The sequence below is a fragment of the Nonomuraea sp. NPDC047529 genome (assembly GCF_040642995.1).
GTDB lineage: Bacteria > Actinomycetota > Actinomycetes > Streptosporangiales > Streptosporangiaceae > Nonomuraea.
Window position 1 is genome coordinate 134,012 of record NZ_JBEYTJ010000024.1, and the last position, 24,579, is coordinate 158,590.

Genomic DNA, 24,579 nt, shown 5'->3' on the forward strand with positions numbered 1-24,579 from the left:
TTGGGAGCAGAGGTGGTGCACATGCTCATCGGGACGATCCTGCGCAACAAGGGAAGCGCTGTGACTACGGTGGCACCGGAGGAGACGGTGCGGGAACTGCTCGGCAAGCTCGCCGACCACAACATCGGCGCGGTCGTCGTCTCCACCGACGGCACGACGATCCAGGGGATCGTCTCCGAGCGCGACGTGGTGCGGCGGCTGCACGACCGGGGCCCGGAGATCCTCGACGCGCCGGTCTCCTCGATCATGACGACCGAGGTCCGCACGGCCGGGCCCGGCGACAACGTCGACGAACTGCGCCGCAGGATGACCACCCACCGGTTCCGGCACATGCCCGTGGTCGAGAACGGCCGCCTGGTGGGCATCGTCAGCATCGGTGACGTGGTCAAGAGCGCGATCGAGGAGCTGGAGACGGAGAAGGAGTCGCTCGTCGACTACCTCCACCGTTGACAGGGGCGTTGACAGGGGTGTCGATGGAGATGGCACCCTTGGGTCCGTGACGTACGGCCCCCCCGAGCTTCCCCGGGCGACGAGCAGTCCGCCGATCATCCTGCTCGTGTCCGGGCTGGCCGCGGTGGTGGCCTTCATCCTGGGCGTCTTCGTCGGGTACGGCGCGGACGATTCGTCGGCCTCGCCCGCCCCCAGGGTCACGGTGACGGTCGAGGGCACGGGCCCGCCTTCGGGCGAGCCCTCGGCCTCCGGCCCGGCCACCCAGCCCGACACGCCGCAGACGGACCCCCTCCAGACCGGCCCAGCCCAGACCGGCCCAGCCCAGACCGGCCCGCCCCGAACCGGCCCCACCCAGACCGGCCCGCCCCGAACCGGCCCCACCCAGACCGGCCCGCCCCGAACCGGCCCCACCCAGACGGGACCCGCTCAGACCGGGCCTGCGCAGACCGGTCCCGCTCAGACCGGGCTGACCGCCGGGATGCGGACGCTCGTCGTGGGTGTGGACATCCAGCCCGGCACCTACCGCACCACCGGTCCCGTCGCGGGCTCCACGAACTGCTTCTGGGCCCGGCTGAACAGCACGTCCCCCGACGTCGGCTCGGTGATCAACGCGGGCGCCCCGACGGGCCCGGCGAGCGTCACCATCGAGCCCGGCGACAAGGCGTTCCAGACCGCCGGATGCGCGGAGTGGACCAAGGCGTGACGCCTTCCTGCCGCGAACTCTGGACATAGGTGCAAGAACGCGCAATTCTATGGGGCAGCGGAAGGGAGGCACGCTCAGCGTGCTGGCGTGATCGTCCTACGGTCCATGGGCCACGCCACTCCGGCGTCCCCGGCGAGGGCGCGGCACGGAGAGTGCGGAACAGCGCGCATCGCCACGAATCCGAACCATCGTTCGCGAGGAGTGACCATGCGTCTTCCTGTGCCGTTCGACCTGCTGGTCATCGGCGACGCCAACCCCGACGTGGACGCCGCGGCGCGGCTGGGCGCCCTCGGGCCGGCCGTCGTCGTCAAGGACGGCGCGAACGGCGCACTGGCCTGGGAGTCGGGCCTGGTGACGCGGGCCCCGGCCGTGCCCGTCGAGCCCGTGGACACCGTCGGCGCGGGCGACAGCTTCAACGCGGGCTTCCTCGCCGCCAGGCTGCGCGGGATGAGCCCGCGCGCATGCCTGGACGTGGCCGTGGCCTGCGGATCCCTGTCCACCCGCGCGGCCGGCGGCACCGCCGCCCAACCCACCTGGAAGGAACTGTGAAGATCACCTTCCTCGGCGCGGGAAGCGTCGAGTTCACCCAGGGCCTGCTGGCCGACCTGGTCGGGTTCACCGACCTCGGCCCCTTCGAGGTGGCCCTGCACGACATCCACCCCGAGCGCCTGGAGACCGCCGAGGCCGCCGCCCGCGCCATCGTCGGCGACCGGACGGACATCGCCGTCTCCGCCCACCCGGACCTGCGGCGCTCGCTGGAGGACGCCGACTTCGCGATCAACATGATCCAGGTCGGCATGATCGACGCCACCCGCGTCGACTTCGAGCTGCCCGCCCGGTACGGCCTGCGCCAGACGATCGCCGACACCATCGGCGTGGGCGGGATCTTCCGCGCGCTGCGCACCTTCCCCGCGCTCGACCGCATCGGCCGGGCCATGGCCGAGGTCTGCCCGGACGCCTGGCTGCTCAACTACACCAACCCGATGGCCATGAACGTCTGGTACCTGGCGGCGGCCACCCCGGTGCGCAACGTCGTCGGCCTGTGCCATTCGATCTACTGGACCGTCCACGACCTGGCCGAGCTGGTGGGGGTGCCGTACGAGGAGGTCACGTACCTGGCGGCCGGGGTGAACCACCAGTCGTGGCTGCTGCGCTTCGAGTCCGGCGGCCGGAGCCTGTACCCGCGCCTGGACGAGGTCATCGCGGCCGACCCCGGCCTGCTGCGCCGGGTCCGCGTGGACATGTACCGCAGGCTCGGCCACTACCCGACCGAGACCAGCGAGCACTCGGCCGAGTACGTGCCCTGGTACCTGCACGACGACGCCGAGATCGAGCGGCTGCGCATCCCCGTGGGCGCCTACCTCGGCATCAGCGAGGAGAACGTCCGCGCCTACGAGGCCACCCGCGACGCGCTCAGGGCGGGCCGGCCGATCACCGCCGAGGGGACCATGGAGTACGCCCCGCAGATCATCCACAGCGTCACGACGGGCGCCGGCCGCACCGTCTACGGCAACGTGCCCAACCACGGCCTGATCGGGAACCTGCCCGCCGGATGCGTGGTCGAGGTGCCCGTCGTGGCCGACGCGCTCGGCGTGCGGCCGGTCGCGGTCGGCGACCTGCCCGCCCAGTGCGCCGCGCTCAACCGGGCCTACGTCAACGTCAACGAGCTGACCGTGCGCGCCGCGGTCGAGGGCCGTCCCGAGCACGTGCGGCACGCCATGATGGCCGACCCGAACACGGCCGCCACCCTGACCCTCGACCAGATCGACGAGCTGTGCGGGGCGCTGTTCAAGGCGCACGGCGACCTGCTGCCCGAGTCGCTGCGGCCGTGAGGCGCGCGCCGGCGGGCTGCGGAACCGACCATGTTTGCACAGGTGAGCCCGACTGGAGGAGGATGCGCTCAGCCCAACGAGGAGGATGACATGTCGGTGTTGCAGAGCTTCCTGGACCACGTGCGCAGCGGGGCGATCGAGGTGATCGACCTCACCGCGCCCCTCAGCTCCGAGACGCCGATCCTCCAGCTCCCCGAGCCGTTCGGCAACACCAGCCCGTTCCGGCTGGAGGAGATCAGCCGTTACGACGACCGCGGCCCGGCCTGGTACTGGAACGACATCCACACCGGCGAGCACACCGGCACCCACTTCGACGCCCCGGTCCACTGGGTCACCGCCCGCGACGGCCAGGACGTCTCCCAGGTGCCCGTACGCAGCCTGATCGCGCCCGCGGTCGTGCTCGACTTCGCCGCCGAGGCGTCCAAGGACCCCGACTTCCTCCTCCAGATCGACCACGTCAAGGAGTGGGAACGCGCCAACGGCCCGCTGCCCGACGGCGGCTGGCTGCTCTACCGCACCGGCTGGGACGCCCGCTCCGCCGACCAGGCCGCCTACCTCAACGTCGACGAGACCGGCCCGCACACGCCGGGCATCTCGGCCGAGTGCGCGTCCTGGCTGGCGGCCGAGACGCCGATTCTCGGGCTCGGCGTGGAGACCGTCGGCACCGACGCCGGCGCCGCCCACTCCTTCGACCCGGCCTTCCCCTGCCACTCGTTCCTGCTCGGCGCGGGCAAGTACGGCCTGACCCAGCTGCGCAACCTCGACCGCCTGCCGGTGACCGGGGCCGCCGTGGTCGCGCCGCCGCTGCCCATCACGGGCGGCTCCGGCAGCCCCGTCCGGGTGCTGGCCCTGGTGGAACGTTGACCGTCCCGGAGACGGCGGCCGCGGCGGTCGGCCGGACGCTGGCCGCGAGCGGCGTCCGTACGGCGTTCGGGGTGGTCGGCAGCGGCAACTTCCACGTCACGAACGCGCTGGTCGAGCACGGCGTGCGCTTCGTCGCCGCGCGGCACGAGGGCGGCGCGGCGACCATGGCCGACGCCTACGCCCGGATGAGCGGCGAGGTCGCCGTCGTCACGGTGCACCAGGGGCCGGGGCTGACCAACGCGATGACGGGGATCGCCGAGGCGGCCAAGAGCCGTACCCCGATGATCGTCCTGGCCGGCGAGGCGACGGACGCGCGCTCCAACTTCCACGTCGACCAGGACGCCCTGGCGACGGCGGTGGGCGCGGTCCCCATGCGGGTCACGGAGGCGGCGACCGCGCGGGAACGGGCGCTCGAAGCCTTCCGCGCGGCCTCCCAGGAGCGCCGCACGGTCCTGCTGAACCTGCCGCTCGACGTGCAGTCCGCCCCGGCGTCCGGCGTAACGGCGTCGGCGGCGGGCGCCACGGGCCCGTCAGGCCACGAGGGCCAGGTCGGGGCGGAGGAGCAGGTCGCGGAGCTGGGGCGGTTGCTGGCCGGGGCGCGACGGCCGGTGTTCGTCGCGGGCCGTGGCGCCCGGCACGCCCGCCGCGAGCTGGAGGCGCTGGCCGACCGCGCCGGCGCCCTGCTGGCCACCTCCGCCGTCGCCAAGGGCCTGTTCCGCGGCAACCCCTGGGACCTCGACGTGAGCGGCGGCTTCGCCACCCCCCTGGCCGCCGAGCTGATCCGCGGCGCGGACCTGGTCGTCGGCTGGGGCTGCGCGCTGAACATGTGGACCACCCGGCACGGTTCGCTGATCGGGCCGGAGGCGAAGGTGGCCCAGGTCGACCTCGACCCGGCGGCCGTCGGCGTCCACGTCCCGGTCCACCTCGGGGTGGTCGGCGACGTCCGCGCCGTGGCGGCCGCCCTGACCGTGCCGGGCGGTGCCGCGCCGGGTTACCGGTCGGCCGAGCTGGCCCGGCGCATCCGGGACGAAGGCCGCTGGCGGACGGTCCCGTACCAGGACGAGAGCGGCGCGGGACGCATCGACCCCAGAACGCTCACCATCGCCCTGGACGACCTGCTCCCGGCCGAACGCGTCGTGTCCGTCGACTCCGGCAACTTCATGGGATACCCCTCGATGTTCCTGGACGTGCCGGACGAGGGCGGGTTCTGCTTCACACAGGCGTTCCAGTCGATCGGGCTCGGCCTGGCGACCGCGATCGGCGCCGCCCTGGCCCGTCCCGACCGGCTCCCCGTGGCCGCCCTGGGCGACGGCGGCGCGCTGATGGGCATCGCCGAGCTGGAGACGGTCGTCCGGCTGGGGCTGCCCATGGTGGTGGTGGTCTACGACGACGAGGCGTACGGGGCCGAGGTGCACCACTTCGGGCCGCACGGGCATCGGCTGGACACGGTCCGGTTCCCGCCCGCCGACCTGGCGGCGATCGCCTGCGGACACGGGTTCGCGGCGGTGACCGTCACGGACGCCGCCGGGCTGGCGGGCGTGGCCGAATGGCTCAAGGGGCCCAGGGACCGCCCGCTGCTGGTGCACGCCAAGATCACCGGCGAACGCGGCTCCTGGTGGCTGGAGGAGGCCTTCAAGGGCCACTGACGGGCCGGGCCTCATGCCAGTGCGCACCGGGCGACCGGACACCGCCAGGGCCGGGGAGGTGCGGGGCTGGTCAGAGTTTGCGGTAGGTGCGGGCCTCCTCGGCGGCGGCCAGCACCTCCGCCAGCGACCCGCCCCCGCACGCCGCCACGCACGCCGCCACCGCCCCCTCCACGAACGGCACGTCCGCGATCACCACCCGTCCCTCCTGCTCCAGCAGCCGGGCGGTCAGCACCGAGCTGCCGAGGTCGGGGATGATCAGCACGCCGTCGCCCTGGTCCACGGTCAGCACCGCCCGCTCGACGAGGTCGAGGCTGGTGCCCAGGCCGCCGTCCGCGGTGCCGCCGGCCGCCGCCACCGGCACGGGCTCCGCGGCGATCCCCAGAGCCAGCGCCGCGGTCTCGGACGCCAGCCCGGCGCTGTGCGAGACCAGCACTAGTCCGACCATCGGCCCTCCGCCTGCTCCCGGTCCGCCACCGCGGCCAGCGCCCCCATGATCAGGGCCGCCGAGGCCGCCCCCGGATCCTCGTGCCCGACGCTGCGTTCGCCCAGGTAGCTGGCCCGGCCCTTGCGGGCCTGGAGCGGGATCGTCTCCCGCGCGCCCTCGGCCGCCGCGTCCGCGGCCCGCCGGAACGCCTCCAGCGTCCCGATGCCGTCCCGTACGGCCAGGGCCAGTGACCGCGAGGCCGGGACCAGCGCGTCCACCATGGTCTTGTCGCCCAGGGCCGCCTTGCCCAGCCGTTCCAGCGCGACGACCCCCTCCTCGAACGCCGCCTCGAAGCGGGGCAACGTCACGGGCGACGCCAGCGTCCGGCCCATCTGGCGGAACATCGAGCCGTACAGCGGGCCCGAGGCGCCGCCGACGCGGCGGATGAGGGCCGTGCCCGCCTCGGTCAGCACCTGTCCTGGCGAGTCCGGCGGCCGGTCGGCCAGGGCCTTGGCGACCTCGGTGAAGCCCCGGTCGAGGTTCGTGCCGTGGTCGGCGTCGCCGATGGCCGCGTCGAGCTCCGTCAGCCGCTCCCGGTCGCGGCGGACCAGCCTGGCCGCCTCGTCGAGCCAGGCCGCGAAGAAGCGGGTGTCCATCAACGGCCCCAGCGCAGCGCGGGCGTCTCGACGGGCGCGTCCCAGAGCCGGGTGAGGGTGTCGTCGAGCCGGCACACGCTGACCGAGAAGCCCTGCATGTCCAGGCTCGTCACGTAGTTGCCGACGAGCGAGCGGGCCACCCGGGCGTCCTTGCCCTTCACGAACGCCGCCACCTCGGCGAACAGCACGTACAACTCCATGAGCGGGGTGCCGCCCATGCCGTTGACCATGACCAGCAGGTCGCCGCGGAGCGGCAGGTCGCTGTGCAGGGCCTCCATCGCGACGGCGGCCAGCTCGCGGGCGGAGGCCATCGGCACCCGCGTGCGGCCCGGCTCGCCGTGGATGCCGATGCCCAGCTCCACGTCCGTCTCGGGCAGGTCGAACGTCGGTTTGCCCGCCGCGGGCGTCGTGCAGGAGGTCAGCGCGATGCCGAAGGACCGGCTGCGCTCGTCCACCTCACCGGCCACCCGGGCCACCTCGGTCAGCGGCGCGCCCTCCTCGGCCAGCGCGCCCGCGATCTTCTCCACGAACAGCGTCGCGCCCGTGCCCCGCCGCCCGGCCGTGTACGTCGAGTCCTGGACGGCCACGTCGTCGTCCACCAGCACGGAGGCCACGTCGTTGTCCTCGGCCAGTTCGGCGGCCATCTCGAAGTTGAGCACGTCGCCGGTGTAGTTCTTGACGATGTGCAGCACGCCGGCGCCGCCGTCGACGGCCCTGGTGGCCTCGATGATCTGGTCGGGCACGGGTGAGGTGAAGATCTCGCCGGGGCAGGCGGCGTCCAGCATGCCGTGGCCGACGAACCCGGCGTGCAGGGGCTCGTGGCCCGAGCCGCCGCCGGACACCAGCCCCACCTTGCCGGGCCGCGGTCCGGCGGCCCGGTAGACCACGCGGTCGCGGACCCGCAGCGCGGGATGGGCCGCGGCCATGCCGTTCAGCGCGTCCTCGACCACGGAGTCGGCGGTATTGATGAGCTTCTTCATGGTCAAAACATCTGCCCGTTCTCACGGGAGGGCAAGCGCCGCCGCGTGAACAGGGACGATGTCCTACGATCTCGTGACCCGAGCCGATGTTCTCCTGGCGCGGACGGTTCCGCCGGGTGGCCTGCCGACCGGCGTGAGTAGGCTACCTTCTGCTCATGGCTGAGATTGTGTACCCGCCGGTGATCGCCGCCGCGCGGACCCTCTTTCGCGTGCTCGACTACCGCTTCCACATGGAGGGCACCGAGCACGTGCCGCGGACCGGGGGCGCGGTGCTGGTGAGCAATCACATCAGCTATCTCGACTTCATCTTCGCGGGGTTCGCCGCGCTGCCGTCCAAGCGGCTGGTGCGGTTCATGGCCAAGCAGGACGTCTTCGAGCACCGGATCTCCGGGCCGCTGATGCGCGGCATGCACCACATCCCGGTCGACCGCGGCGCCGGCGCCGGCTCATACGCCACCGCGCTGCGCAAGCTCAAGGCCGGCGAGGTGGTGGGCGTCTTCGCCGAGGCCACGATCAGCCGCTCCTTCACCGTCAAGGAGATCAAGAACGGCGCCATCCGCATGGCCCAGGCCACCAACGTGCCGGTCATCCCGGTCGCCCTGTGGGGCAGCCAGCGCATGTGGACCAAGGGCAGGCCCAAGCAGCTCACCCAGCGGCACGTGCCGATCACCATCCTGGTGGGCGAGCCGTTCCACCCCAAGCGCGGGGAGGACGTCAACCAGCACACCGTCGACCTGCACACGCGCCTGTCCGAGCTGGTCGACCGCGCGCAGCGCACCTACCCGGAGGTGCCGCCGGGCGTGTGGTGGCAGCCCGCGCACCTGGGCGGCACCGCGCCCACCCCCGAGGAGGCGGCCGCCATGGACGCCGCCGAGGCCGAGGCCCGCGCCCAGCGCGACTGAAGGCGGCCCGCCGGGGCTCGGCGAACGCTCAGATGGCGGCCTGGTAGGCGCTGGCACGCATGCCCGCCAGCAGGCCCGCTGTCTGCTCCGGCGTGTAGCGGCGCACCGGGTCGTGGTGGAGCAGCCCCTCGATCAGAGGGCGCATCACCCCGGCCCGCCGCGGCGGCGGGTAGGGGCCGCTGCGGGCCATGCCCAGCACGGTGGCCGCGTCCTGCCCGGGGTAGGGCGGCTGGCCCTCGACGGCGCTGTAGAGCGTCGCGCCGAAGGACCACATGTCGGCCTCCTTGCTGGCCGGCCCGCCGTGCAGCCGCTCCGGGGCCATGAACGCGGGCGTGCCGCGCAGCCGCCGCGAGGTCGTCATGCGGATGTCGCCCTCGGCGGTGGCGATGCCGAAGTCGGTCAGCACCACCCGGTCGCCGGTCAGCATGACGTTCGCGGGCTTGACGTCACGATGGAGCACCCCGGCCTTGTGCGCGGTGCGCAGCGCGGCGAGCAGGTGCTGGCCGATCGCGACCACCGACTGGGCCGGCAGCGTCCCCACCTGGGAGAGCAGCTGGTGGAGTGAGAGCCCGTGCAGGTACTCCATCACGATCCAGAGCTTTCCGCCCACTTCCATCAGGTCGTGGACCGTGACGATGTTGGGGTGCGTCAGGCCGGCCGCCATCCGGGCCTCACGCAGCACCCGGCGGCGAACCATCTCGGCCTCACCGGCCAGAGTCAGCTCCTTCAACGCCACCTCTCGGTGGAGGAGCCGATCGAACGCCCGCCAGACGACTCCCATACCCCCACGACCGGCCTCCTCGTTCAGGAGGTACCGTCCGCCGATCTCCCGCATACCATCCCCTCAAGCTCGGGGATAATCATGTCATCTCCGCACACGGCATAGGGTGCCTAACGTGATCTGGATATGTCGGGAAGTGTAGGTTCGCTGGTCAGCGCCGCAGAAATTCGCCCGGGCATGGCGCGCCACACGAGCCACACCGCCACCAGGCACACCCCCGCGGCCCCGGCCAGGACGGCGGCCAGCCCGAACAGGTCGCCCGCCACACCCCCGAGCGCCGCGCCCACCGGCATGCCGCCCATGCCGATCAGCCGGTAGGCGGAGTTCACCCGTCCCAGCAACTCGCCGGGGATCAGTCGCTGGCGTACCGAGACGACCAGCACGTTGGCCGCCGCCCCCGTCACCCCCCACACCACGGCCACCGGGTACAGCGCCCACGGCGACGGCACGAGCATGGGGACGATCAGCAGCAGGCTGCTGATCGACCACGCCCCCACCAGCGTGCGGGACTCGCCGACCAGCCGCGTGAGCGGCCCGGTCAGCGGCGAGCCGAGCACCGCGCCGGCCGCGAAGGCCGTCATCATGAGGCCGTAGCCGCTCGGGTCCAGGCCGATGCGCGACCCGTCGCCGACGGCCCACAGGACGAAGACGGCGAAGTAGCCGGCGTTGGCCAGGTTCAGCAGGCCCGCGGAGATCGCCAGCCTTCTCAGGACGCGGTGGGCCAAGAGGTAACGCAGTGCCTCGCCGATGTCGGCGCGCAGCGGGCGGCGCGGCCCCGATGTGGCCGGGGCGGCCCGGAAGGAGCCCGCCATGCCGGTCAGGAGCAGCGCGGCGGCGGCGTACAGGAGGGCGGGGGCGCCGAAGAGGGCGGCGGGCAGCAGGCCGGCGAGCAGCCCGGCCACCGGCGCGCCGACGAAGTCGTTGCCGACGGTCTGGACGCCGACGATCCGGGCGTTGGCCCGGGTGAGGTCGTCCTTGGAGACGGCCATGGGCAGGACGGACTGCGCCGAGGTGTCGGCGAAGACCTCGCTCACACCGGCCGCGAACACCACCGCGAGCAGCGTCCACAGGTTGAGCAGGCCCGCCACGGCCAGCAGCGCCGCCACCGCCAGTACCGCCGTACGCGCGGTGTTGGCGGCCATCATGACGCGGCGGCGGTCGACGCGGTCGGCGACCGCCCCCGCGTGCAGCGCGAACAGCAGCCAGGGCGCGGTCGCGGCGGCCCCGGCCAGCGACACCAGGGTGGGGGACCGGGTCATGGACACCGCCAGCAGCGGCGCGCCGACCCGCATGACACCGTCGGCCAGGTTCGACAGCGCGGTGGACGACCACAGGAACCAGAAGGCCCGCCCGAGACGGTTCACGACTCACTCCGATAGTGTGTAAGGAAAAGTGTGCATAGATTCCTTTGCAAAGATAGGCTTGCACAGTGACAGAAGGCAAGAGCTTCTCCGCCCGGACTCTCGACGCGAATGCGCTGAAGTCGTTCGCGCACCCGCTGCGGCTGCGCATCTACGAGCTGCTCGACGAGCACGGCCCGTCCACCGCCACCGGCCTGGCCGGCCTGCTCGGGCAGAACACCGGGGCCACCAGCTACCACCTGCGGGAGCTGGCCCGCCACGGCATGATCGAGATCGCGCCCGAGCTCGGCCGGGGCAAGGAGAAGTACTGGCGCATCACGCCCGGCGGCTTCAGTTTCGGACCGGCGAAGGGCAACCCCGAGGAGGTCGACGCCGCACTGGGGTTCCTGCTGGACGACATGGTCCGGCAGCGCGGCACGGAGCTGACCCGCTGGCGGGAGGGGGCGATGCGGGCTCCCGAGGAATGGATGCAGGCCGGCGTGTTCGCCCGCCGCTCCCTGCGGCTCACCCCGGAGGAGACGGCCGACCTGCGCGACCAGGTGCTGGAGGTGCTGGACCACTTCCGCGGGCTGTCGGACGGCAGGGACGCCCCCGCCGGCGGCGGCCACGTCGTCGTGCACTTCGACGTCCTGCCGCTCGGCGCCATCGGCGACCCCCCGGAGGGCGGCGCCTGACCCCGTGCGGGGCCCGGGAACGGCGGCGCCCCCGTCCCGAGGGGTCGGAACGGGGGCGCGGCGGCCGGGTGGTCAGGAGATCAGGCTCAGGGCCCGCTCGGCCGTGCCCTCGGGGGCCTTGGCGGGCGAGCCCGCGTCGAACGGTGGCTGCGGGTCGTACTCGATCGCGAGCTGCACCGCCTGCGCCGTCTCGACGCCGTCGGCCTGGGCCAGCAGGGTCAGGGCCATGTCGATCCCGGCCGACACCCCGGCGGCCGTCACGATCTTGCCCTGGGTGACGACCCGCTCGCTCACCGGCTCGGCGCCGAACTCCTTCAGGCCGTCCAGCGCCGCCCAGTGGGTGGTCGCGCGCAGGTCCTTGAGCAACCCCGCCGCGGCCAGCACGTACGAGCCGCTGCACACCGACGCCGTCCACCGCGTGTGCTCGTGGGCCTCGCGCAGCCAGCCCAGCAGCGCCGCGTCGGACATCGCCTCAAGGGTGCCCGGCCCGCCCGGCACGATCACCACGTCGGGACGGGGCAGGTCGGCGTACGCCGCGGTGGCGGCTATCGACAGGGTGCCCTGGTCGTCGGTCACCGGCCCCACCTCCCCGGCCACGAACGTCACCGTCACGCCGGGCGCGAACGCCAGCACCGTGTAGGGGCCGACCGCGTCGAGCGCGGTGAACCGGTGGTAAAGCGGAATTGCCACATGCATGGTGTCATTTCTCCTTCGACTGGAATCTGCGGCGATGCTCGCCCGGCGACACCCGCCAGTGGCGGCGGAAGACGCGGTAGAGGGTCTCCGGCGTGCCGAGCCCCGACTCCCTGGCAACGGTCTCCAGGGGGTGCCCGGTGACCTCCAGGAGGCGTCTGGCGGCGTCGGCGCGGCTGCGTTCGACGTACCTGCCGGGTGGCAGGCCGGTCTGCTCGGTGAAGACGCGGGAGAAGTGCCGTTCGCTCATCCCGACGCGCCGGGCGAGCGCGGGCACGCTCAGGTCGGCGGCCGGGTTGGCGTCGATGTAGCCCTGCAACTCCCGCAGCGGCAGGCTGCGCGGCGTCATGGCCCGCATCGGCGCGCTGAACTGGCTCTGCCCACCCGGCCTGTGCAGGTAGACGACGAGCCCGCGGGCGACGTCACGGGCCAGCTCGTGGCCGTGGTCCCTGGCCACCAGCGCCAGCGCGAGGTCCACGCCGGACAGCACGCCCGCGGACGTCCAGACGTTGCCGTCCTCGATGTAGAGGGGATCGGGGTCCACCTCGACGTCGGCGTAGCGGTGGCGCAGGTCGTCGGCGGACAGCCAGTGGGTGGTGGCCCTGCGCCGTTCGAGCAGCCCGGCCTCGGCCAGTACGAAGGCCCCGTTGCAGACCGAGGCGACCCGTCCGGCCCGCGCCGCCAGGTCGCCGACGGCCGCCACCAGCGCGCGGTCCTCCAGCTGCTGGGGCACGGTCAGCCCGCCGGCGACCAGGAGCGTGTCGAGCGCCCCCGTCACCTCGCCGATCGCCCCCGCCATGACCGTCACCCCGTTCGACGCGCACACCGCCCCCGCCTCTGCGGCGACCACCTCGACCCGGTAACCACGCCCCCGGGCGATCAGGTCGGCGGTCGCGAACACGTCGGCCGGCCCGGCCATGTCCAGCAACTGGAAGCCCGGGAAGACGACGATCACGATCCGCCGCTGCATGCCTTCATGCTGGTCGCAGCCCTGCGATGGCGTCAATGACACAAACCTTGCACATTACGCCACACCCGTGGAATTGGAGACGGCCGGCACCCCGGTTGGGGTGCCGGCCGTGGCTCTGGGTGGGTGGTCAGCCCATGTGCGGGTAGCGGTGGTCGGTCGGCGGGACGAACGTCTCCTTGATCGTGCGGGCGTTCACCCAGCGGATCAGGTTGAAGATCGAGCCGGCCTTGTCGTTGGTGCCCGAGGCCCGCGCGCCGCCGAACGGCTGCTGGCCCACGACCGCGCCCGTCGGCTTGTCGTTGACGTAGAAGTTGCCCGCCGCGAAGCGCAGCCGCTCCGAGGCCGCCGCGATGGCGTACCGGTCCTGGGCGATGATCGAGCCGGTCAGCGCGTACGGGGCGATGCCCTCCATCTGGTCGAGCACCGTGTCGAAGTCGCGGTCCTCGTAGACGTGCACGCCGAGGATCGGCCCGAAGTACTCCCTGACGAAGATCTCGTCCGTCGGGTCGGCGCACTCCAGGATGGTCGGCTTGACGAAGTAGCCGACGCTGGAGTCGTACGAGCCGGTGAGCACGTCGATGTTCGAGGCCGCCCGCGCCCGGTCGATGGCGTCCTTGTGCTTGGCGAAGGCCCGGTCGTCGATGACCGCGCCCATGAACGTCGACAGGTCGGCGGCCACGTCGCCCACGGTCAGCGACTCGGCCGTGGCCACGAAGTCGTCACGCATGCGGTTCCACACCGAACGCGGCACGTACGCCCGCGAGGCCGCCGAGCACTTCTGGCCCTGGTACTCGAAGGCGCCCCTGACGAGCGCGGTCGAGAGCACGGCGGGGTCGGCCGACGGGTGGGCCAGCACGAAGTCCTTGCCGCCGGTCTCGCCCACCAGGCGCGGGTAGCCGTGGTAGGAGGCGATGTTGGCGCCGATCGTGCCCCACAGGTGCTGGAAGGTGGGGGTGGAGCCGGTGAAGTGCACGCCGGCCAGGGCCGGGTGCGTCATGGCCACGTCGGAGACGGCCTGCCCGTTGCCGGTGACCATGTTGATCACACCGGGCGGCAGCCCGGCCGCCTCCAGCAGCCGCATCGTGTGGTGCGCGGCGAGCTGCTGCGTCGGCGACGGCTTCCAGACGACGACATTCCCCATCAAAGCGGCAGAAGTCGGCAAATTTCCTGCGATGGCGGTGAAGTTGAACGGCGTGATCGCCAGCACGAACCCCTCAAGGGGCCGGTACTCCATCCGGTTCCACACGCCGGGCGACGAGATCGGCTGGTCGGAGTAGAGCTGACGGGCGTAGGCCACGTTGAAGCGCAGGAAGTCGATCAGCTCACAGGCCGCGTCGATCTCCGCCTGCTGCGCCGACTTCGACTGACCCAGCACGGTGGCCGCGTTCAGCGTCTGGCGCCACGGGCCGGCCAGCAGGTCGGCGGCCTTGAGGAAGACCGCGGCCCGCTCGTCGAAGGACAGCGCCCGCCAGGCGGGCGCCGCCCGCAGGGCGCCGTCGATGGCGTCCTGCACGTCCTGAGCCGTAGCGTCGTTGGTACGGCCCAGGACGGAGGCATGGTTGTGCGGCTGCACCACGTCGATGGGCGCGCCGCCGCCGAGCCGCTGCTCGCCGTCGATGGTCATGGTCAGGTCGGTGGCGGAGCCGGACAGCTCCTTGATGCGGTCCTCCAGTGCCGAACGCTCGGCGCTGCCCGGCGCGTAGCCGAGCACGGGCTCGTTCACGGGGACGGGGACGTTGCTGATGGCATCCATTTACTTACCCCCAAGGGCACGAAGGAAGAAGGCGACGTTGGCGGGGCGCTCGGCCAGCCGGCGCATGAAGTATCCGTACCAGTCGTCGCCGTAGGGGACGTACACGCGGACCGTGTGGCCGGCCCCGGCGAGGGCCTCCTGCCGGTCGGTCCTGATCCCGTAGAGCATCTGGAACTCGTGGTCGCCGAGCGTCCGGCCGAAGCGGTCGGCGAGCAGCTCGGTGATGGAGATCAGCCGGTCGTCGTGCGTGGCCACCATGGGGTAACCCTTCCCCGCCATGAGGATGCGCAGGCATCGCACGTACGCCTTGTCCACGTCCTGCTTGTCCTGGTGCGCGACCGAGGCGGGCTCGCGGTAGGCGCCCTTGACCAGCCGTACGCGGGAGCCTTCGTGGGCCAGGTCGCGGCAGTCGTCCTCGCTGCGGAACAGGTACGCCTGGATGGCCACGCCGGTCGCGGGGTAGTCCTCGCGCAGCTTGCGCAGGATGCCCAGCGTCGAGTCGACGGTGGTGTGGTCCTCCATGTCGAGGGTCACGGTGGAGCCGTTGGCCGCCGCGGCGGCGCAGATCTGGCGGGCGTGCTCCAGGGCCATGCCGTCGTCGAGCCGCTGGCCGACGGCCGACAGCTTCACCGACACCTCGCCCCGGCGGCCGAGCTGCAGCGGCTTCAGCGCCTCCAGCAGCGTCACGTACGCCTGCGCCACGGTCTCGGCGGCCCGCGCGTCGCGCGTCTCCTCGCCGAGGTGGTCGACGGTCACGGCCAGGTTGGCGTCGCGCAGCCGTTCGATGGCGTTCCGGGCCTCCTGGACGCTCTCGCCGGCGACGAACCGGTCCACCACTTTGCGGGTGAGCGGGAAGCCTGACACGGAACGGCGTACGATGCCGCTCCCGGAGGCGGCAAGGAGCAGTTGACCCAACATGCCTCAAGTCTAGAAACCCCAGGTCAGAGGGGGCCATGAACGCGCGTAACGATCGATATGGCAGGCTGTCATACAAATGCACAACACGTCCGACCTTCAGGAAATAGTCGACGAGATCGCCGCCACGCTGGGGGCGTCCGCGACGCTGGAGGACCGCTCGTTCCGGCTGCTCGCCTACGGCGCCCAGCACGGCGACATCGACACGGTCCGCCAGGAGTCGATCCTGCGCCGCCGCGCCACCGGCGAGGTGCGCGACTACTTCGAACGCTACGGCATCGCCAGGGCCGGCGGCCCGGTCCGCATCCCCGCGGACGCCGAGCTCAAAGTGCTGGCGCGGGTCTGCTGGCCGCTGCGGCACGGCGAGGTCACCTACGGCTACCTGTGGCTGCTGGACTCCGGCAGCCTCGCCGACGAGGCGCTGGGCCGCGTCGCGCCGCTGGTCGCCAGGGCCGCCGCCGCGCTCGCCCAGGAGGCCAGGAGCCGCCAGGACCTCGGTCGTGGCCTGCTCGCCCTGCTCTCGGCCGACCCCGAGGAGCGCGCCGCGGCCTCCATCGAGGTTCCCGGCCCGGTCGCCGCCGTCGCCGTGCGCGAGTCCAGCGAGCGGGTGGCCGCCCTCTGGACGCTCCCACGCGGCGTGCTGGCCCGCACCGGCTCGCCCGTCGCCCTGCTCGCCCCCGCCCACCTGGCCGGGGAGGTCGCCCAGACCCTGCAGAGCGCGTACGGCACCGCCGCCGGCATCGGGGCCCCCAGGTCCGACCCGGCCGAGGCGTGGCAGAGCTGGCGCGAGGCCCGTCAGGCGCTGCGCATCGCCGAGCACTTCCCCCGGCACGCCCCCATCGCCCGCTGGCAGGACCTGGGCGTGCACCGCCTGCTGGCCCGCCTCGGCCGCTCCGACCTGTGCGAGCTGGCCGCCGAGACCGCCGCGCTGGACGCCGAGCTGGCCCAGACGCTGGAGGTCTACCTCGACCTCGGCGGCCACGCCCAGAAGACGGCCGCCGAGCTGGGCATCCACCGCCAGACCCTCTACTACCGCCTCGGCAAGGCCGAACGCCTCCTGCACCGGGACCTGTCCGAGGGCGACGACCGGCTGACCGTGCACCTCGCGCTGAAGGCGGCCAGGCTGCTGCCTCAGGACGGCCGGTAGACCTTCACCCAGTCCACGTACATGGAGACCGTCGCCGGGATGGCGGAGTCGCGGCACCGGGGCTCGCACACCACGTCGTTCTGCAGCGCCAGGCCCATCCGGTCGCTGTCGGGCACGTAGGGGCCGCGGTAGTCCCACACCTTCCTGCCGTCCAGCCAGAACGTCAGCCGGCCGGGGAGCCAGTCCACCGCGGCGGTGTGCCAGCGGGTGAAGTCGGCCCGGAGCTGCCGCTGCGCGCGCCCGCGGCCGCCGTGCACGAAGATGCCGCCGCCCTGCCGGCGCGGGTCCACGATCTCGGCGAAGTCGACCTCGGCGTAGCCGTCGCCCTCGCCCTGGGAGGTGGGCCAGAGCAGCGCGACCGGCGTGTAGCCGTTGCCCGCCTCGGCCCTGAAGCGCACCTCCCACCTGCCGTACCGCTGGGCCAGCCGGGTGGCCACGCCGCCGGACAGGTCCCTGCCGCCGTACCGGCCGCCCTTGAGGCGCAACATCCCGTTCGCGACCGTGGCGGCCTTGCCCGTACGGGGGTTACGCTCCGCGTCCGGCGAGTGGTAGACCATCCACCTGCTCGTGTCGACCGAGGAGCCGTCGAAGTTCTCGACGAGGACGGGCGCGCCCCACCTCGACGTCTCCGCCTGTGCGCTCTGGGGGAGGGCGAGGGCCGTGATGAGCGCCGCCGCCGCCAGGATCGAACCGCGTGTAGACATACGGACCATCGAAGCAAAGGTGTCACTCCGGTAACAAGGGCCCCTTCCGGACAGGCATGGCGCCCCGCCCGGGTCGACTCGTCCTGTGCAGCGGCTCCCGGTTCCGCCCGGGAACGACGAGAGGCGGGCGGCTGTCGCCGCCCGCCTCTCGTACGTTCCGTCAGGCGCAGGCCGCCTCGTAGACGCGGACCAGCTCCTGGCTCACGCGCTCCCAGGAGTAGCGCGAGCGGGCGCGGTCGGCGCCGGCGTACCCGAGCGCGGTGCGCAGCGTCGGGTCGCACAGCAGCTCGCGGGCCAGCCGCGCGGTGCGCGCCGGGCGGTCCGGCGGGACCAGCAGGCCGGTCACGCCGTCGATCACGGAGTCGAGGTGGGCGCCCACGGCCGAGGCGATCACCGGCACGCCGCAGGCCATGGCCTCCAGCGCGACGACGCCCGTCGCGGCCTCGCGCGGCACCGACACCACGGCGTCCGCGCTGCGCATCAGCTTGGGCACCGAGGCCCGCTTGACCTGCCCGAGCAGCGTCACCCGGTCGGCGACGCCGAGCTGCTCGGCCAGCGCCCGCAGCCGGCGCGCGTCCCTGTCCTGGTCCAGGTCCTCGGGCTCGGGGCCGCCCGCGATGACCAGCTCCACGTCCGTCAGCCCCTGCAGTGCCCGCACCGCCGTGTACGCCCCGCGCTCGGGCGACAGCGGCCCCACGTGCACCAGCCGCTTGCGGGCGCCCTTGGTGGCGATCGCCCCGCGTCGCTGGAAACGCTCGGTGTCCACACCATGCGGCACGATCGCGATGTTCCCGCGCGGCACGCCCAGCCTGATCAACGCCGACTCCTCGTCGCCCGAGCCGGCGATGACCGCCTTGGCCCGGCGTCCGAGCGCCCGCTCCAGCTTCTGGTGCGTGGCGTCCACGGTGTGGAAGGTCTGCATGACCGGCACGTCCAAGCCCTTGGCGCCCGCCACGGCGGCGAGGCCCCCGGTCCAGGAGTGGGCGTGGATGACGTCCGGCCGCTCCTGGTTCCACCGCTTCATCAGGTGCTCGCCCACGTCGTTCAGGTACGGGACGAGGTCTTCCGGCATGAGGTCCTTGGCCGGGCCCACGTCGATCTGCTCCAGAGTGACCCCCGGGGCCACCCGCGTCTTGGGCTTGCCCTCGGCGTCGTCACGGCGGGAGTAGATGGTGACGTGGTGCTCGCGCCCCAGCTCGCGTGCTACGGAGAGAATACGGTGGTGCTGATTTCCCTTGGCGGACGCGACGATCGCAATATTCATGGCACACCTCAGCGTGGAAAAGCCTTCAAGGTGTGCCTGCGTCTTAGGCACGTTGTTCTACGGAAAGACAATACCCATGTTTAGCCGGATCGCAAACCCCCGCAGATCAGACACCCTTGAGGGCGAGGACGACGATCTCGTCCCACACCTGGCCGCCGGAGAAGGCGTGCCGGTCTGCCTCCACGGCCTTGACCACGGTGGCCGGTGACTGCCCCGCGCAACGCCCCAGCACGTCGGCCAGCCGCTCCTCGCCGTACGGTTCGCCGGAGTCGTTCCTGGAGGAGATCAGGCCCTCGGAGTAGAGCACCAGCGTCTCCCCGACGGAGACCGTCAGCTCCTGCACGCCCGTCTCGGCCTCGGGGGAGATGCCCAGCGGCACGCCGCCGCCCGCCGCGAAGCGCACGTTGCCGTCGGGCTGCAGCAGCGCCGCCGGATGATGGCCGGCCGAGGACAACTGGATCTTCCGGCCCTTGACGAACCCCGCCACGGCCATCACGAACATGCCCGTGCCCTGCGCCACCAGGGCCTGGTTGACCTTGCGGATCACCAGGTCGGGGTGGGATTCCCAGGTGCTGAGCACCCGCAGCCCGCCGCGCACCATGGCGCTGACCGAGGCCGCCTCCTCGCCCTTGCCCGCCGCGCCGCCCAGGGCGAACCCCCAGCCGCCCGCGACCGGGAACACGTCGTAGAACTCCGCGCCCACCGAGGCGCCCGGGTGGTAGACCGCCGACGCCTCGTAGCCGGGCACGTCGGGCAGGTTGCGCGGGGCCACGCTGGCCGACAGGGCGTCGGCGGCGCGCGAACGGCTCTGGAAGCTCGACTGGGCGCGTACGGCCAGGCCGAGCTGCATCCCGACGTCCTGCAGGACGCCGAGGTCGGCCAGCGAGAACGGCTGCCTGTCGTGCGTGCGCACCAGCGTCAGCACCCCGTCGGACTGCCCGATCGGCACCGACAACATCGAGCCGGCCCCCATCGCGGTCAGCAGCGGCCCGTCGGCGGCGAAGCCGAGCAGCGACTCGTCGTCGACCATCTCGTGCACCACGCCCGAGCCGCGCTCCAGCACCTGCATCACCACCTGGCTGCCGGCCGGGTCGGCCGACTCCACCAGCCGCACCAGGTCGCCCAGCGGGTGGTTCTTCGGCGCCACCACCACCGAACGCCTCGGCAGCCCGTCGCGCACCAGGTCGGCGATCACCCAGTCGGCCCACTCGGCCGCCAGCAGCCGCGTCGTCCGCGGCAGCGCCACCGGGCGCAGCAGCGCCTCCTCGTCCAGCAGCAGCGCGCCGATCCTGGCCAGCAGGTCCTGCCGCCTGGACGCGGCCAGCAGCAGCGCACCGTCGGACTGCTCCGGCCGTCGCCCGCCGGGCTCGGGCAGCTGCACCTCGGTGGGCAACGCCACGGCCGCCACCATCTGCTGCGGCTCGCCCGGCATCGTCACCCGCGTGAGGGCGAGCTGCACGGTGTGCGTCCGGCCCTGGTGCGCCAGCCGGGTCTCGAACGCCGACGGCTGCCCGGTCTGCAGCACCGAGTTCAGGTGCGAGCGGAACGCCGCCCGCCTGGAGACGTCGACCAGCAGCGGGAACGACCGCCCGACCAGGTAGCCGTCAGGGCTGCCGAGCACCCGCGAGGTCTCTGGGTTGATCCGCCGGACCATCCCGCCGCCGTCGAGCACGATCACCGGCACCGGGAAGGCCCGGAACACCTGGCGCAGCAGCTTCAGCTCGCGCTGTGTGCCGTCCTTCTTGCTCGCGGCCCGCTTGGGCGCCTTGCGCAGCGCCTCGCGCGCCTCGGCCAGCAACTCGGCGGCGGTGTCCAGTTCGGCCAGGGCGGCGTCGAGCGTGGGCGCGAGGTCGGTAGGGTAGGCGGTCCTCGCCTCACGCAAGGACGACACGCGTCCCGCCAGCGCGTCCAGAGCGTGTTCGAGGTCCGGCATGGTCATCCTTTGACGCTACGCCACCGGGGATAACGGTAGCCATAAGGGGTAGGGGCTTCTTGCTATGGAATCGACGGCGATGATCACTCCCGGGCTCGCCCGAGACCTGGCGGCGCTGGGGCGGCTGGGCGAGGACACCTCCACGGAGAGCGTCCTGCGCGGCCTGACCACGGCGCTGGCGGCCGGTGTGCCCGGGTGCTCGGGCGGCTCGGCCGAACACTGGCGCGACCAGCGGGTGCTGGTCTCCGGCTCGCACAGCGAGCTGATCATGCTGGTCGAGGGCGAGCGCGAGCTCGGCGAGGGGCCCTCTCTCGAGGCCCGCCAGAGCGGCGCCCGCGCGAGCCTGGGCGACGTGCTGACCGACAGCCGCTGGCCCCGCTACAACGCACTGGCGACCCGCTGGGGGGTGCGGTCGGTACTGATCGTGCCCATCGAGGTGGCGCCGGCGCAGCTCATCGTCGGACTCTACTCGGTCCGCAGGGGAGCCTTCTCCCCGCAGGCCGCCCACTCGCTGGCCGACATGCTGACCGAGCAGGTCGGGGTGGCCATGGCCAACATGTGGGAGTTCGAGGAGGTGCGCACCGACGCCGCCCAGCTCCAGGAGGCCCTGGCCGGACGGTCGGTCATCGACCAGGCCAAGGGCATCATCATGCAGACCAGCGGATGCACGGCCGAGGCCGCCTTCGAGGAGCTGCGCAGGATCTCGCAGCACCATCAGGTCAAGGTGGCCGATCTGGCCAGGCTCCTGGTGGAGGAGCATCAGCGCAAGTCGACGCGTCGCGCATAGGGCCTCAGCCGATGGCGGCCAGCGCGTCGTCGAGCGTGTCGTACAGCGGCAGGCGCTGGGCCAGCCCGGTGATCCACATCACTTTCGACTTCGAGTACTCCACTCCCACCAGGGCGAACTTCGAACCCGACGTCAGGCTGGTCTGCCAGTGATGGACTATCAGCCCGAGCGCGCGCGAATCCATGAACGTCACCCCGGCCAGGTCGAGTATCAGGTCGGTGCCGGTGAGCGACAGGTAGTCGGCGAACTGCTCACGCGTCGTGGCGTCGAGCACGCCGTCGACCTTGACGACTGTGATCTCGTCGACGGTCGACGACGTCAGGCTCAGGGCGGCCACGGGCCCCTCGCCGTTTTCGGGCATTGTCACGAAGCAACCCTACTGTCACCACGCGACCGAGGAATACTTCTCGCGGCAGGGGGGACACTGGATCCGAAGTCCAGCAGAGGGCTTCCGTCTCGAGAGTAGAGCGAGGCGTGCCTCTGCCTGGGCTTTTTCTGCTGGCGGAGGCCGCCCTGCGACCCATATGAGGAGCAGCGATGGCTGTGCAGGAATATGTCCTCGAGGAGATGTCAGCAGAAGACCTCCTGGCCGAGATGGTCAGGGAAGGCACACCCGACAGCCACAGGGAACGGCTGCGCGAGCGCATCGTGGAGATGCACCGGCCGCTGGCCATGGAGATCGCCAGGCGTTACCGCTACCGGGGCGAACCTCTGGAGGACCTCCTCCAGGCCGCGTACGTCGGCCTGATGAAGGCCGTCAACGGCTTCGACCCGAGCCTCGGCCACGCCTTCAGGGGCTACGCCGTCGTCACGATGACCGGTGAGGTCAAGCGGCACTTCCGCGACCGCACCTGGGCCATCCGGGTTCCGCGCCTCTACCAGGAGCGCCGGTCCGAGCTCAACCGGCTCGTCGCCGACCTCAGCCAGGACCTCGGCAGGTCCCCGACCGTGGCCGAGCTGGCCGCGAAGATGAACATCTCGGAGGAGGACGTCCTGCTCACCCTCGACGCCTCGGCCGCGTACAGCACGCTGTCGCTCGACGCGCCGCTCGGCACCGACGACGACGCGGCCTCGCTCGGCGACGTCATCCCCGAGGACGACGACACGCTGAGCACCATGGTCGACCGTGAGGCCGTCAAGCCGCTCATCGACGCGCTGCCCAGCCGCGAGAAGCACATCCTGCTGCTGCGCTTCTTCGGCAACATGACGCAGGCCGAGATCGCCGCGGAGTTCGGCATCTCGCAGATGCACGTCTCACGGATTCTCCGTAAGGTACTCGACCAGCTCCGCAGTGAGCTGCTGGTCGGTTAGCCGCTGGTCGGCTGGTGAGAGAAAGGCGAGTCGCCGGGTGAACGAGGACGTCGAGCCTCAGTCGGGCTACACGAGCCCGCCACCCGGCGTGCCCGTGAAGGAGCTGCGCTTCCGGCTGCCGGATCTGCCGACGGTCCGGCAGTTCGCCGAGGACGAGGCTCGCGCCGTCGGGATGCCCGAGGAGGCGGTCGGCGACTTCGTCATCGCGGTCAACGAGGTGGCGACCAACGCGGTCACGCATGGGGCCGGCCGGGCCGCGATGCGGACGTGGGTGATCAGCGGGGACCTGGTGGTCGAGGTGCACGACGAGGGGTCCTGGAAGCCCGGGCCGCTGCCGGGGGCCGTCGGGGGGATGGGGTTGTGGGTGGCCCGGCTGCTCTCCTCCGATTTCACGTTGCGGGTGGGGAGCGGGGGGAGCACCGTGATCATGAGGTTTCCCGGTAAGGGGTGACCTCGGTTTTTTTGTCTGGATATTTGCCTGCATCTGATGCTTTGGGGGGTTTGGGCGGGAGGCTTGGTCGGCCTCCCGCCCGGACCTTTGTTCTTGTCCTGGCTCAGCGGCGGGTGCGTCCGCGCCAGTTGCCGGACCCACTGCGGACGCTCGCCGTGCCGATACCTGCCTGGTGCAGGGCCAGCAAGGCCAGACCCAGCAGGACGAACGTCATGCCGGAGATCCCACCGGGGATCCTCACGCCCACCAGGTCGAGCAGGAAGCCCAACCCGAAGATGATCGCTGCGACGACCGCGAGCATGCCGGTCACCTCCTCGTTTCAGCGGACAGATTGTGCGTGGACAGCGCGAGCAGCCGCTCCAGGACGTTGCGGTAGTCCCGGAACGCCTGCCGCAGGTCCTCGGTGTCGGGGGAGTCGACGTCCTTCCAGCGGTCGCGAAGAGCGCCGGTACGGCTGGTGAGGGAGTTCGTCAGCGACTCCACCACCTCGCCGACCAGGCCGTCGGCGCGCTGGATCGCCTCGGCGGGGTCGTCCACGAAGGACGCCTGGACGTCGCGCCAGCGGGCCTGAACCTCGGCGGGATCCTGGTCGAGCAGGGCGACCTCCAGGGGGGCCGCGTGCGAGGGGACGTCCTCCGCGGGAGCCCCCTCGACGGGAGCCTTTTCCGCCGGTCGCTCGTCCTCGGTGCGCTCGCCGTCGACGAGTTCGCCGTCGGTGAGTTCGTGGTCAGAGGGGTCGCTGTCGAAGCGGTCGCGGACGGAGGAGGCGCGGTCGTCGCTCAGCCGGTCGTGCGCCAGGTCGTCGTCGGTCCGGTCGCCGTGGATCAGGACGTCCTCCTGAGCCTGTTCGCCGTGGGGCAGTTCGTCCCGCGGGTGGTCGCTGTGGACCAGCACGTCGTTGGAACGTTCGCCGTGGTGTGTCCCGGTTCCGGACAGGACGTCCCGGGAGGTCTCGTGTCCAGGCGTCTCGCCGGCGGGGACGTCAGCGTGGACGTGGGCGGGGACGTCAGCGGGGATGTCGGTGTGGGCCGGGTCGGGAGCCGGGGTGGGGGAGCGGTGGTCGGTGCCGCGTCCGAGAGGGGTGTCGCGCTCCGGATCGCCTGGCAGGTCGCCGGCCGTGGCGGAGTTCGCATAGGGGTCCTTGTAGGGCGGCTCGTCATCGTCGTCCCGGTCGTGGTCCCGGTCGTGGTCACGGCCGGGGACCGTGGGGGTGTACCCGTGGGTCACCGGGGTGTGACCGGCCTCGTTCCGGTAGCCACTGTCGTACCGATCGCCGGTCTGGTCGGCCGGATCCTTGTGCTCGTCCTCCCCGTGAGCCCCGTCCGACCGCTGCGACGGGACCTTGAGCTCGTCCTCACTTCTTCTGCTGCTGCTCATC

Annotated in this window: 27 protein-coding genes; 12 read left to right on the forward strand and 15 right to left on the reverse strand. The window is 72.1% G+C overall.

The window, feature by feature from the left end:
* The first annotated feature begins 21 nt into the window (after positions 1 to 21).
* The 6 genes from ABZ815_RS32205 to ABZ815_RS32230 all read left to right on the forward strand — a co-directional run bounded on the left by ABZ815_RS32205 (position 22) and on the right by ABZ815_RS32230 (position 5,495).
* A complete protein-coding gene (locus tag ABZ815_RS32205; protein WP_357704559.1) occupies positions 22 to 450 on the forward strand; it encodes a CBS domain-containing protein in 429 nt (142 codons plus the stop codon).
* Between the two features lie 46 nt (positions 451 to 496).
* Entirely contained in the window at positions 497 to 1,153 is a 657-nt protein-coding gene (locus ABZ815_RS32210) for a hypothetical protein (protein ID WP_357704561.1), read from the forward strand.
* A 207-nt stretch (positions 1,154 to 1,360) separates the two neighbouring features.
* Entirely contained in the window at positions 1,361 to 1,702 is a 342-nt protein-coding gene (locus ABZ815_RS32215) for a PfkB family carbohydrate kinase (protein WP_357704563.1), read from the forward strand.
* Positions 1,699 to 2,985 carry an alpha-glucosidase/alpha-galactosidase gene (locus ABZ815_RS32220; RefSeq protein WP_357704565.1) on the forward strand — a complete coding sequence of 429 codons (1,287 nt, stop codon included), beginning with the start codon at positions 1,699 to 1,701 and terminating at the stop codon, positions 2,983 to 2,985. Before ABZ815_RS32215 ends, ABZ815_RS32220 begins: the two co-directional genes overlap by 4 nt.
* 90 nt (positions 2,986 to 3,075) lie before the next feature.
* Positions 3,076 to 3,849 carry a cyclase family protein gene (locus tag ABZ815_RS32225; RefSeq protein ID WP_357704567.1) on the forward strand — a complete coding sequence of 258 codons (774 nt, stop codon included), beginning with the start codon at positions 3,076 to 3,078 and terminating at the stop codon, positions 3,847 to 3,849.
* A complete protein-coding gene (locus tag ABZ815_RS32230; RefSeq protein ID WP_357704569.1) occupies positions 3,846 to 5,495 on the forward strand; it encodes a thiamine pyrophosphate-binding protein in 1,650 nt (549 codons plus the stop codon). Before ABZ815_RS32225 ends, ABZ815_RS32230 begins: the two co-directional genes overlap by 4 nt.
* Before the next feature lie 70 nt (positions 5,496 to 5,565).
* On the opposite strand, the gene ABZ815_RS32235 is transcribed toward ABZ815_RS32230, so the two are convergent.
* From ABZ815_RS32235 to dhaK, 3 genes are read right to left on the reverse strand one after another with little or no spacing between them, the layout of a single operon-like run.
* Positions 5,566 to 5,940, reverse strand: a complete 375-nt coding sequence (locus ABZ815_RS32235) for a phosphoenolpyruvate--protein phosphotransferase (RefSeq protein WP_357704571.1) — start codon at positions 5,938 to 5,940, stop codon at positions 5,566 to 5,568.
* Positions 5,928 to 6,575 (reverse strand): dihydroxyacetone kinase subunit DhaL, encoded by a 648-nt coding sequence (dhaL, locus tag ABZ815_RS32240; protein ID WP_357704573.1) that lies wholly within the window; start codon positions 6,573 to 6,575, stop codon positions 5,928 to 5,930. The genes ABZ815_RS32235 and dhaL overlap by 13 nt, the downstream gene beginning before the upstream one ends.
* Positions 6,575 to 7,555 (reverse strand): dihydroxyacetone kinase subunit DhaK, encoded by a 981-nt coding sequence (gene dhaK, locus ABZ815_RS32245; protein ID WP_357704575.1) that lies wholly within the window; start codon positions 7,553 to 7,555, stop codon positions 6,575 to 6,577. Before dhaK ends, dhaL begins: the two co-directional genes overlap by 1 nt.
* A 155-nt stretch (positions 7,556 to 7,710) precedes the next feature.
* Between dhaK and ABZ815_RS32250 the strand changes: the two genes are divergently transcribed.
* On the forward strand, positions 7,711 to 8,457 hold the full coding sequence (locus ABZ815_RS32250) for a lysophospholipid acyltransferase family protein (protein WP_357704577.1): 747 nt from the start codon (positions 7,711 to 7,713) through the stop codon (positions 8,455 to 8,457).
* A gap of 28 nt (positions 8,458 to 8,485) precedes the next feature.
* On the opposite strand, the gene ABZ815_RS32255 is transcribed toward ABZ815_RS32250, so the two are convergent.
* Together ABZ815_RS32255 and ABZ815_RS32260 are read right to left on the reverse strand one after the other, a co-directional pair.
* Positions 8,486 to 9,292 (reverse strand): serine/threonine-protein kinase, encoded by an 807-nt coding sequence (locus ABZ815_RS32255; RefSeq protein WP_352358144.1) that lies wholly within the window; start codon positions 9,290 to 9,292, stop codon positions 8,486 to 8,488.
* A 56-nt stretch (positions 9,293 to 9,348) separates the two neighbouring features.
* Positions 9,349 to 10,602, reverse strand: coding sequence for an MFS transporter (locus tag ABZ815_RS32260; RefSeq protein ID WP_357704579.1), 1,254 nt, complete (start codon positions 10,600 to 10,602; stop codon positions 9,349 to 9,351).
* Between the two features lie 65 nt (positions 10,603 to 10,667).
* Between ABZ815_RS32260 and ABZ815_RS32265 the strand changes: the two genes are divergently transcribed.
* Positions 10,668 to 11,273: a winged helix-turn-helix domain-containing protein gene (locus ABZ815_RS32265; protein WP_357704581.1), complete on the forward strand. Its 606-nt coding sequence runs from the start codon at positions 10,668 to 10,670 to the stop codon at positions 11,271 to 11,273.
* Between the two features lie 72 nt (positions 11,274 to 11,345).
* Here ABZ815_RS32265 and ABZ815_RS32270 read toward each other — a convergent pair whose 3' ends face one another.
* The 4 genes from ABZ815_RS32270 to ABZ815_RS32285 all read right to left on the reverse strand — a co-directional run bounded on the left by ABZ815_RS32270 (position 11,346) and on the right by ABZ815_RS32285 (position 15,607).
* On the reverse strand, positions 11,346 to 11,969 hold the full coding sequence (locus ABZ815_RS32270) for a DJ-1/PfpI family protein (protein ID WP_357704583.1): 624 nt from the start codon (positions 11,967 to 11,969) through the stop codon (positions 11,346 to 11,348).
* Between the two features lie 4 nt (positions 11,970 to 11,973).
* Positions 11,974 to 12,936, reverse strand: a complete 963-nt coding sequence (locus tag ABZ815_RS32275) for a GlxA family transcriptional regulator (RefSeq protein WP_357704585.1) — start codon at positions 12,934 to 12,936, stop codon at positions 11,974 to 11,976.
* Between the two features lie 127 nt (positions 12,937 to 13,063).
* Positions 13,064 to 14,689 carry an L-glutamate gamma-semialdehyde dehydrogenase gene (pruA, locus tag ABZ815_RS32280; protein ID WP_357704587.1) on the reverse strand — a complete coding sequence of 542 codons (1,626 nt, stop codon included), beginning with the start codon at positions 14,687 to 14,689 and terminating at the stop codon, positions 13,064 to 13,066.
* Positions 14,690 to 15,607 (reverse strand): proline dehydrogenase family protein, encoded by a 918-nt coding sequence (locus tag ABZ815_RS32285; protein WP_357704589.1) that lies wholly within the window; start codon positions 15,605 to 15,607, stop codon positions 14,690 to 14,692. It lies immediately after the preceding gene.
* Between the two features lie 76 nt (positions 15,608 to 15,683).
* Here ABZ815_RS32285 and ABZ815_RS32290 point away from each other — a divergent pair, with 76 nt between their 5' ends.
* Positions 15,684 to 16,751: a helix-turn-helix domain-containing protein gene (locus ABZ815_RS32290; protein WP_357704591.1), complete on the forward strand. Its 1,068-nt coding sequence runs from the start codon at positions 15,684 to 15,686 to the stop codon at positions 16,749 to 16,751.
* On the opposite strand, the gene ABZ815_RS32295 is transcribed toward ABZ815_RS32290, so the two are convergent.
* The 3 genes from ABZ815_RS32295 to ABZ815_RS32305 all read right to left on the reverse strand — a co-directional run bounded on the left by ABZ815_RS32295 (position 16,736) and on the right by ABZ815_RS32305 (position 20,658).
* A complete protein-coding gene (locus tag ABZ815_RS32295; protein ID WP_357704593.1) occupies positions 16,736 to 17,455 on the reverse strand; it encodes a glycoside hydrolase family 16 protein in 720 nt (239 codons plus the stop codon). The two genes, ABZ815_RS32290 and ABZ815_RS32295, sit on opposite strands and share 16 nt — an antisense overlap.
* 160 nt (positions 17,456 to 17,615) lie before the next feature.
* Entirely contained in the window at positions 17,616 to 18,719 is a 1,104-nt protein-coding gene (locus ABZ815_RS32300) for a glycosyltransferase (RefSeq protein ID WP_357704595.1), read from the reverse strand.
* Between the two features lie 106 nt (positions 18,720 to 18,825).
* Positions 18,826 to 20,658: a SpoIIE family protein phosphatase gene (locus tag ABZ815_RS32305; protein WP_357704597.1), complete on the reverse strand. Its 1,833-nt coding sequence runs from the start codon at positions 20,656 to 20,658 to the stop codon at positions 18,826 to 18,828.
* Positions 20,659 to 20,731: 73 nt separating this feature from the next.
* Between ABZ815_RS32305 and ABZ815_RS32310 the strand changes: the two genes are divergently transcribed.
* Positions 20,732 to 21,439: an ANTAR domain-containing protein gene (locus ABZ815_RS32310; protein WP_357704599.1), complete on the forward strand. Its 708-nt coding sequence runs from the start codon at positions 20,732 to 20,734 to the stop codon at positions 21,437 to 21,439.
* Positions 21,440 to 21,443: 4 nt separating this feature from the next.
* On the opposite strand, the gene ABZ815_RS32315 is transcribed toward ABZ815_RS32310, so the two are convergent.
* Positions 21,444 to 21,800: an STAS domain-containing protein gene (locus ABZ815_RS32315; protein WP_357704633.1), complete on the reverse strand. Its 357-nt coding sequence runs from the start codon at positions 21,798 to 21,800 to the stop codon at positions 21,444 to 21,446.
* A 206-nt stretch (positions 21,801 to 22,006) separates the two neighbouring features.
* Between ABZ815_RS32315 and ABZ815_RS32320 the strand changes: the two genes are divergently transcribed.
* Positions 22,007 to 22,750 carry a SigB/SigF/SigG family RNA polymerase sigma factor gene (locus tag ABZ815_RS32320; RefSeq protein ID WP_357704601.1) on the forward strand — a complete coding sequence of 248 codons (744 nt, stop codon included), beginning with the start codon at positions 22,007 to 22,009 and terminating at the stop codon, positions 22,748 to 22,750.
* A 37-nt stretch (positions 22,751 to 22,787) separates the two neighbouring features.
* Complete coding sequence (locus ABZ815_RS32325) at positions 22,788 to 23,201, forward strand: ATP-binding protein (RefSeq protein WP_357704603.1); 414 nt, start codon at positions 22,788 to 22,790, stop codon at positions 23,199 to 23,201.
* A gap of 103 nt (positions 23,202 to 23,304) precedes the next feature.
* On the opposite strand, the gene ABZ815_RS32330 is transcribed toward ABZ815_RS32325, so the two are convergent.
* Both ABZ815_RS32330 and ABZ815_RS32335 read right to left on the reverse strand, forming a co-directional pair.
* On the reverse strand, positions 23,305 to 23,502 hold the full coding sequence (locus tag ABZ815_RS32330; protein ID WP_357704605.1) for a hypothetical protein: 198 nt from the start codon (positions 23,500 to 23,502) through the stop codon (positions 23,305 to 23,307).
* Positions 23,503 to 23,507: 5 nt separating this feature from the next.
* A complete protein-coding gene (locus tag ABZ815_RS32335) occupies positions 23,508 to 24,578 on the reverse strand; it encodes a hypothetical protein (RefSeq protein ID WP_357704607.1) in 1,071 nt (356 codons plus the stop codon).
* Between the last annotated feature and the right edge of the window lies 1 nt (position 24,579).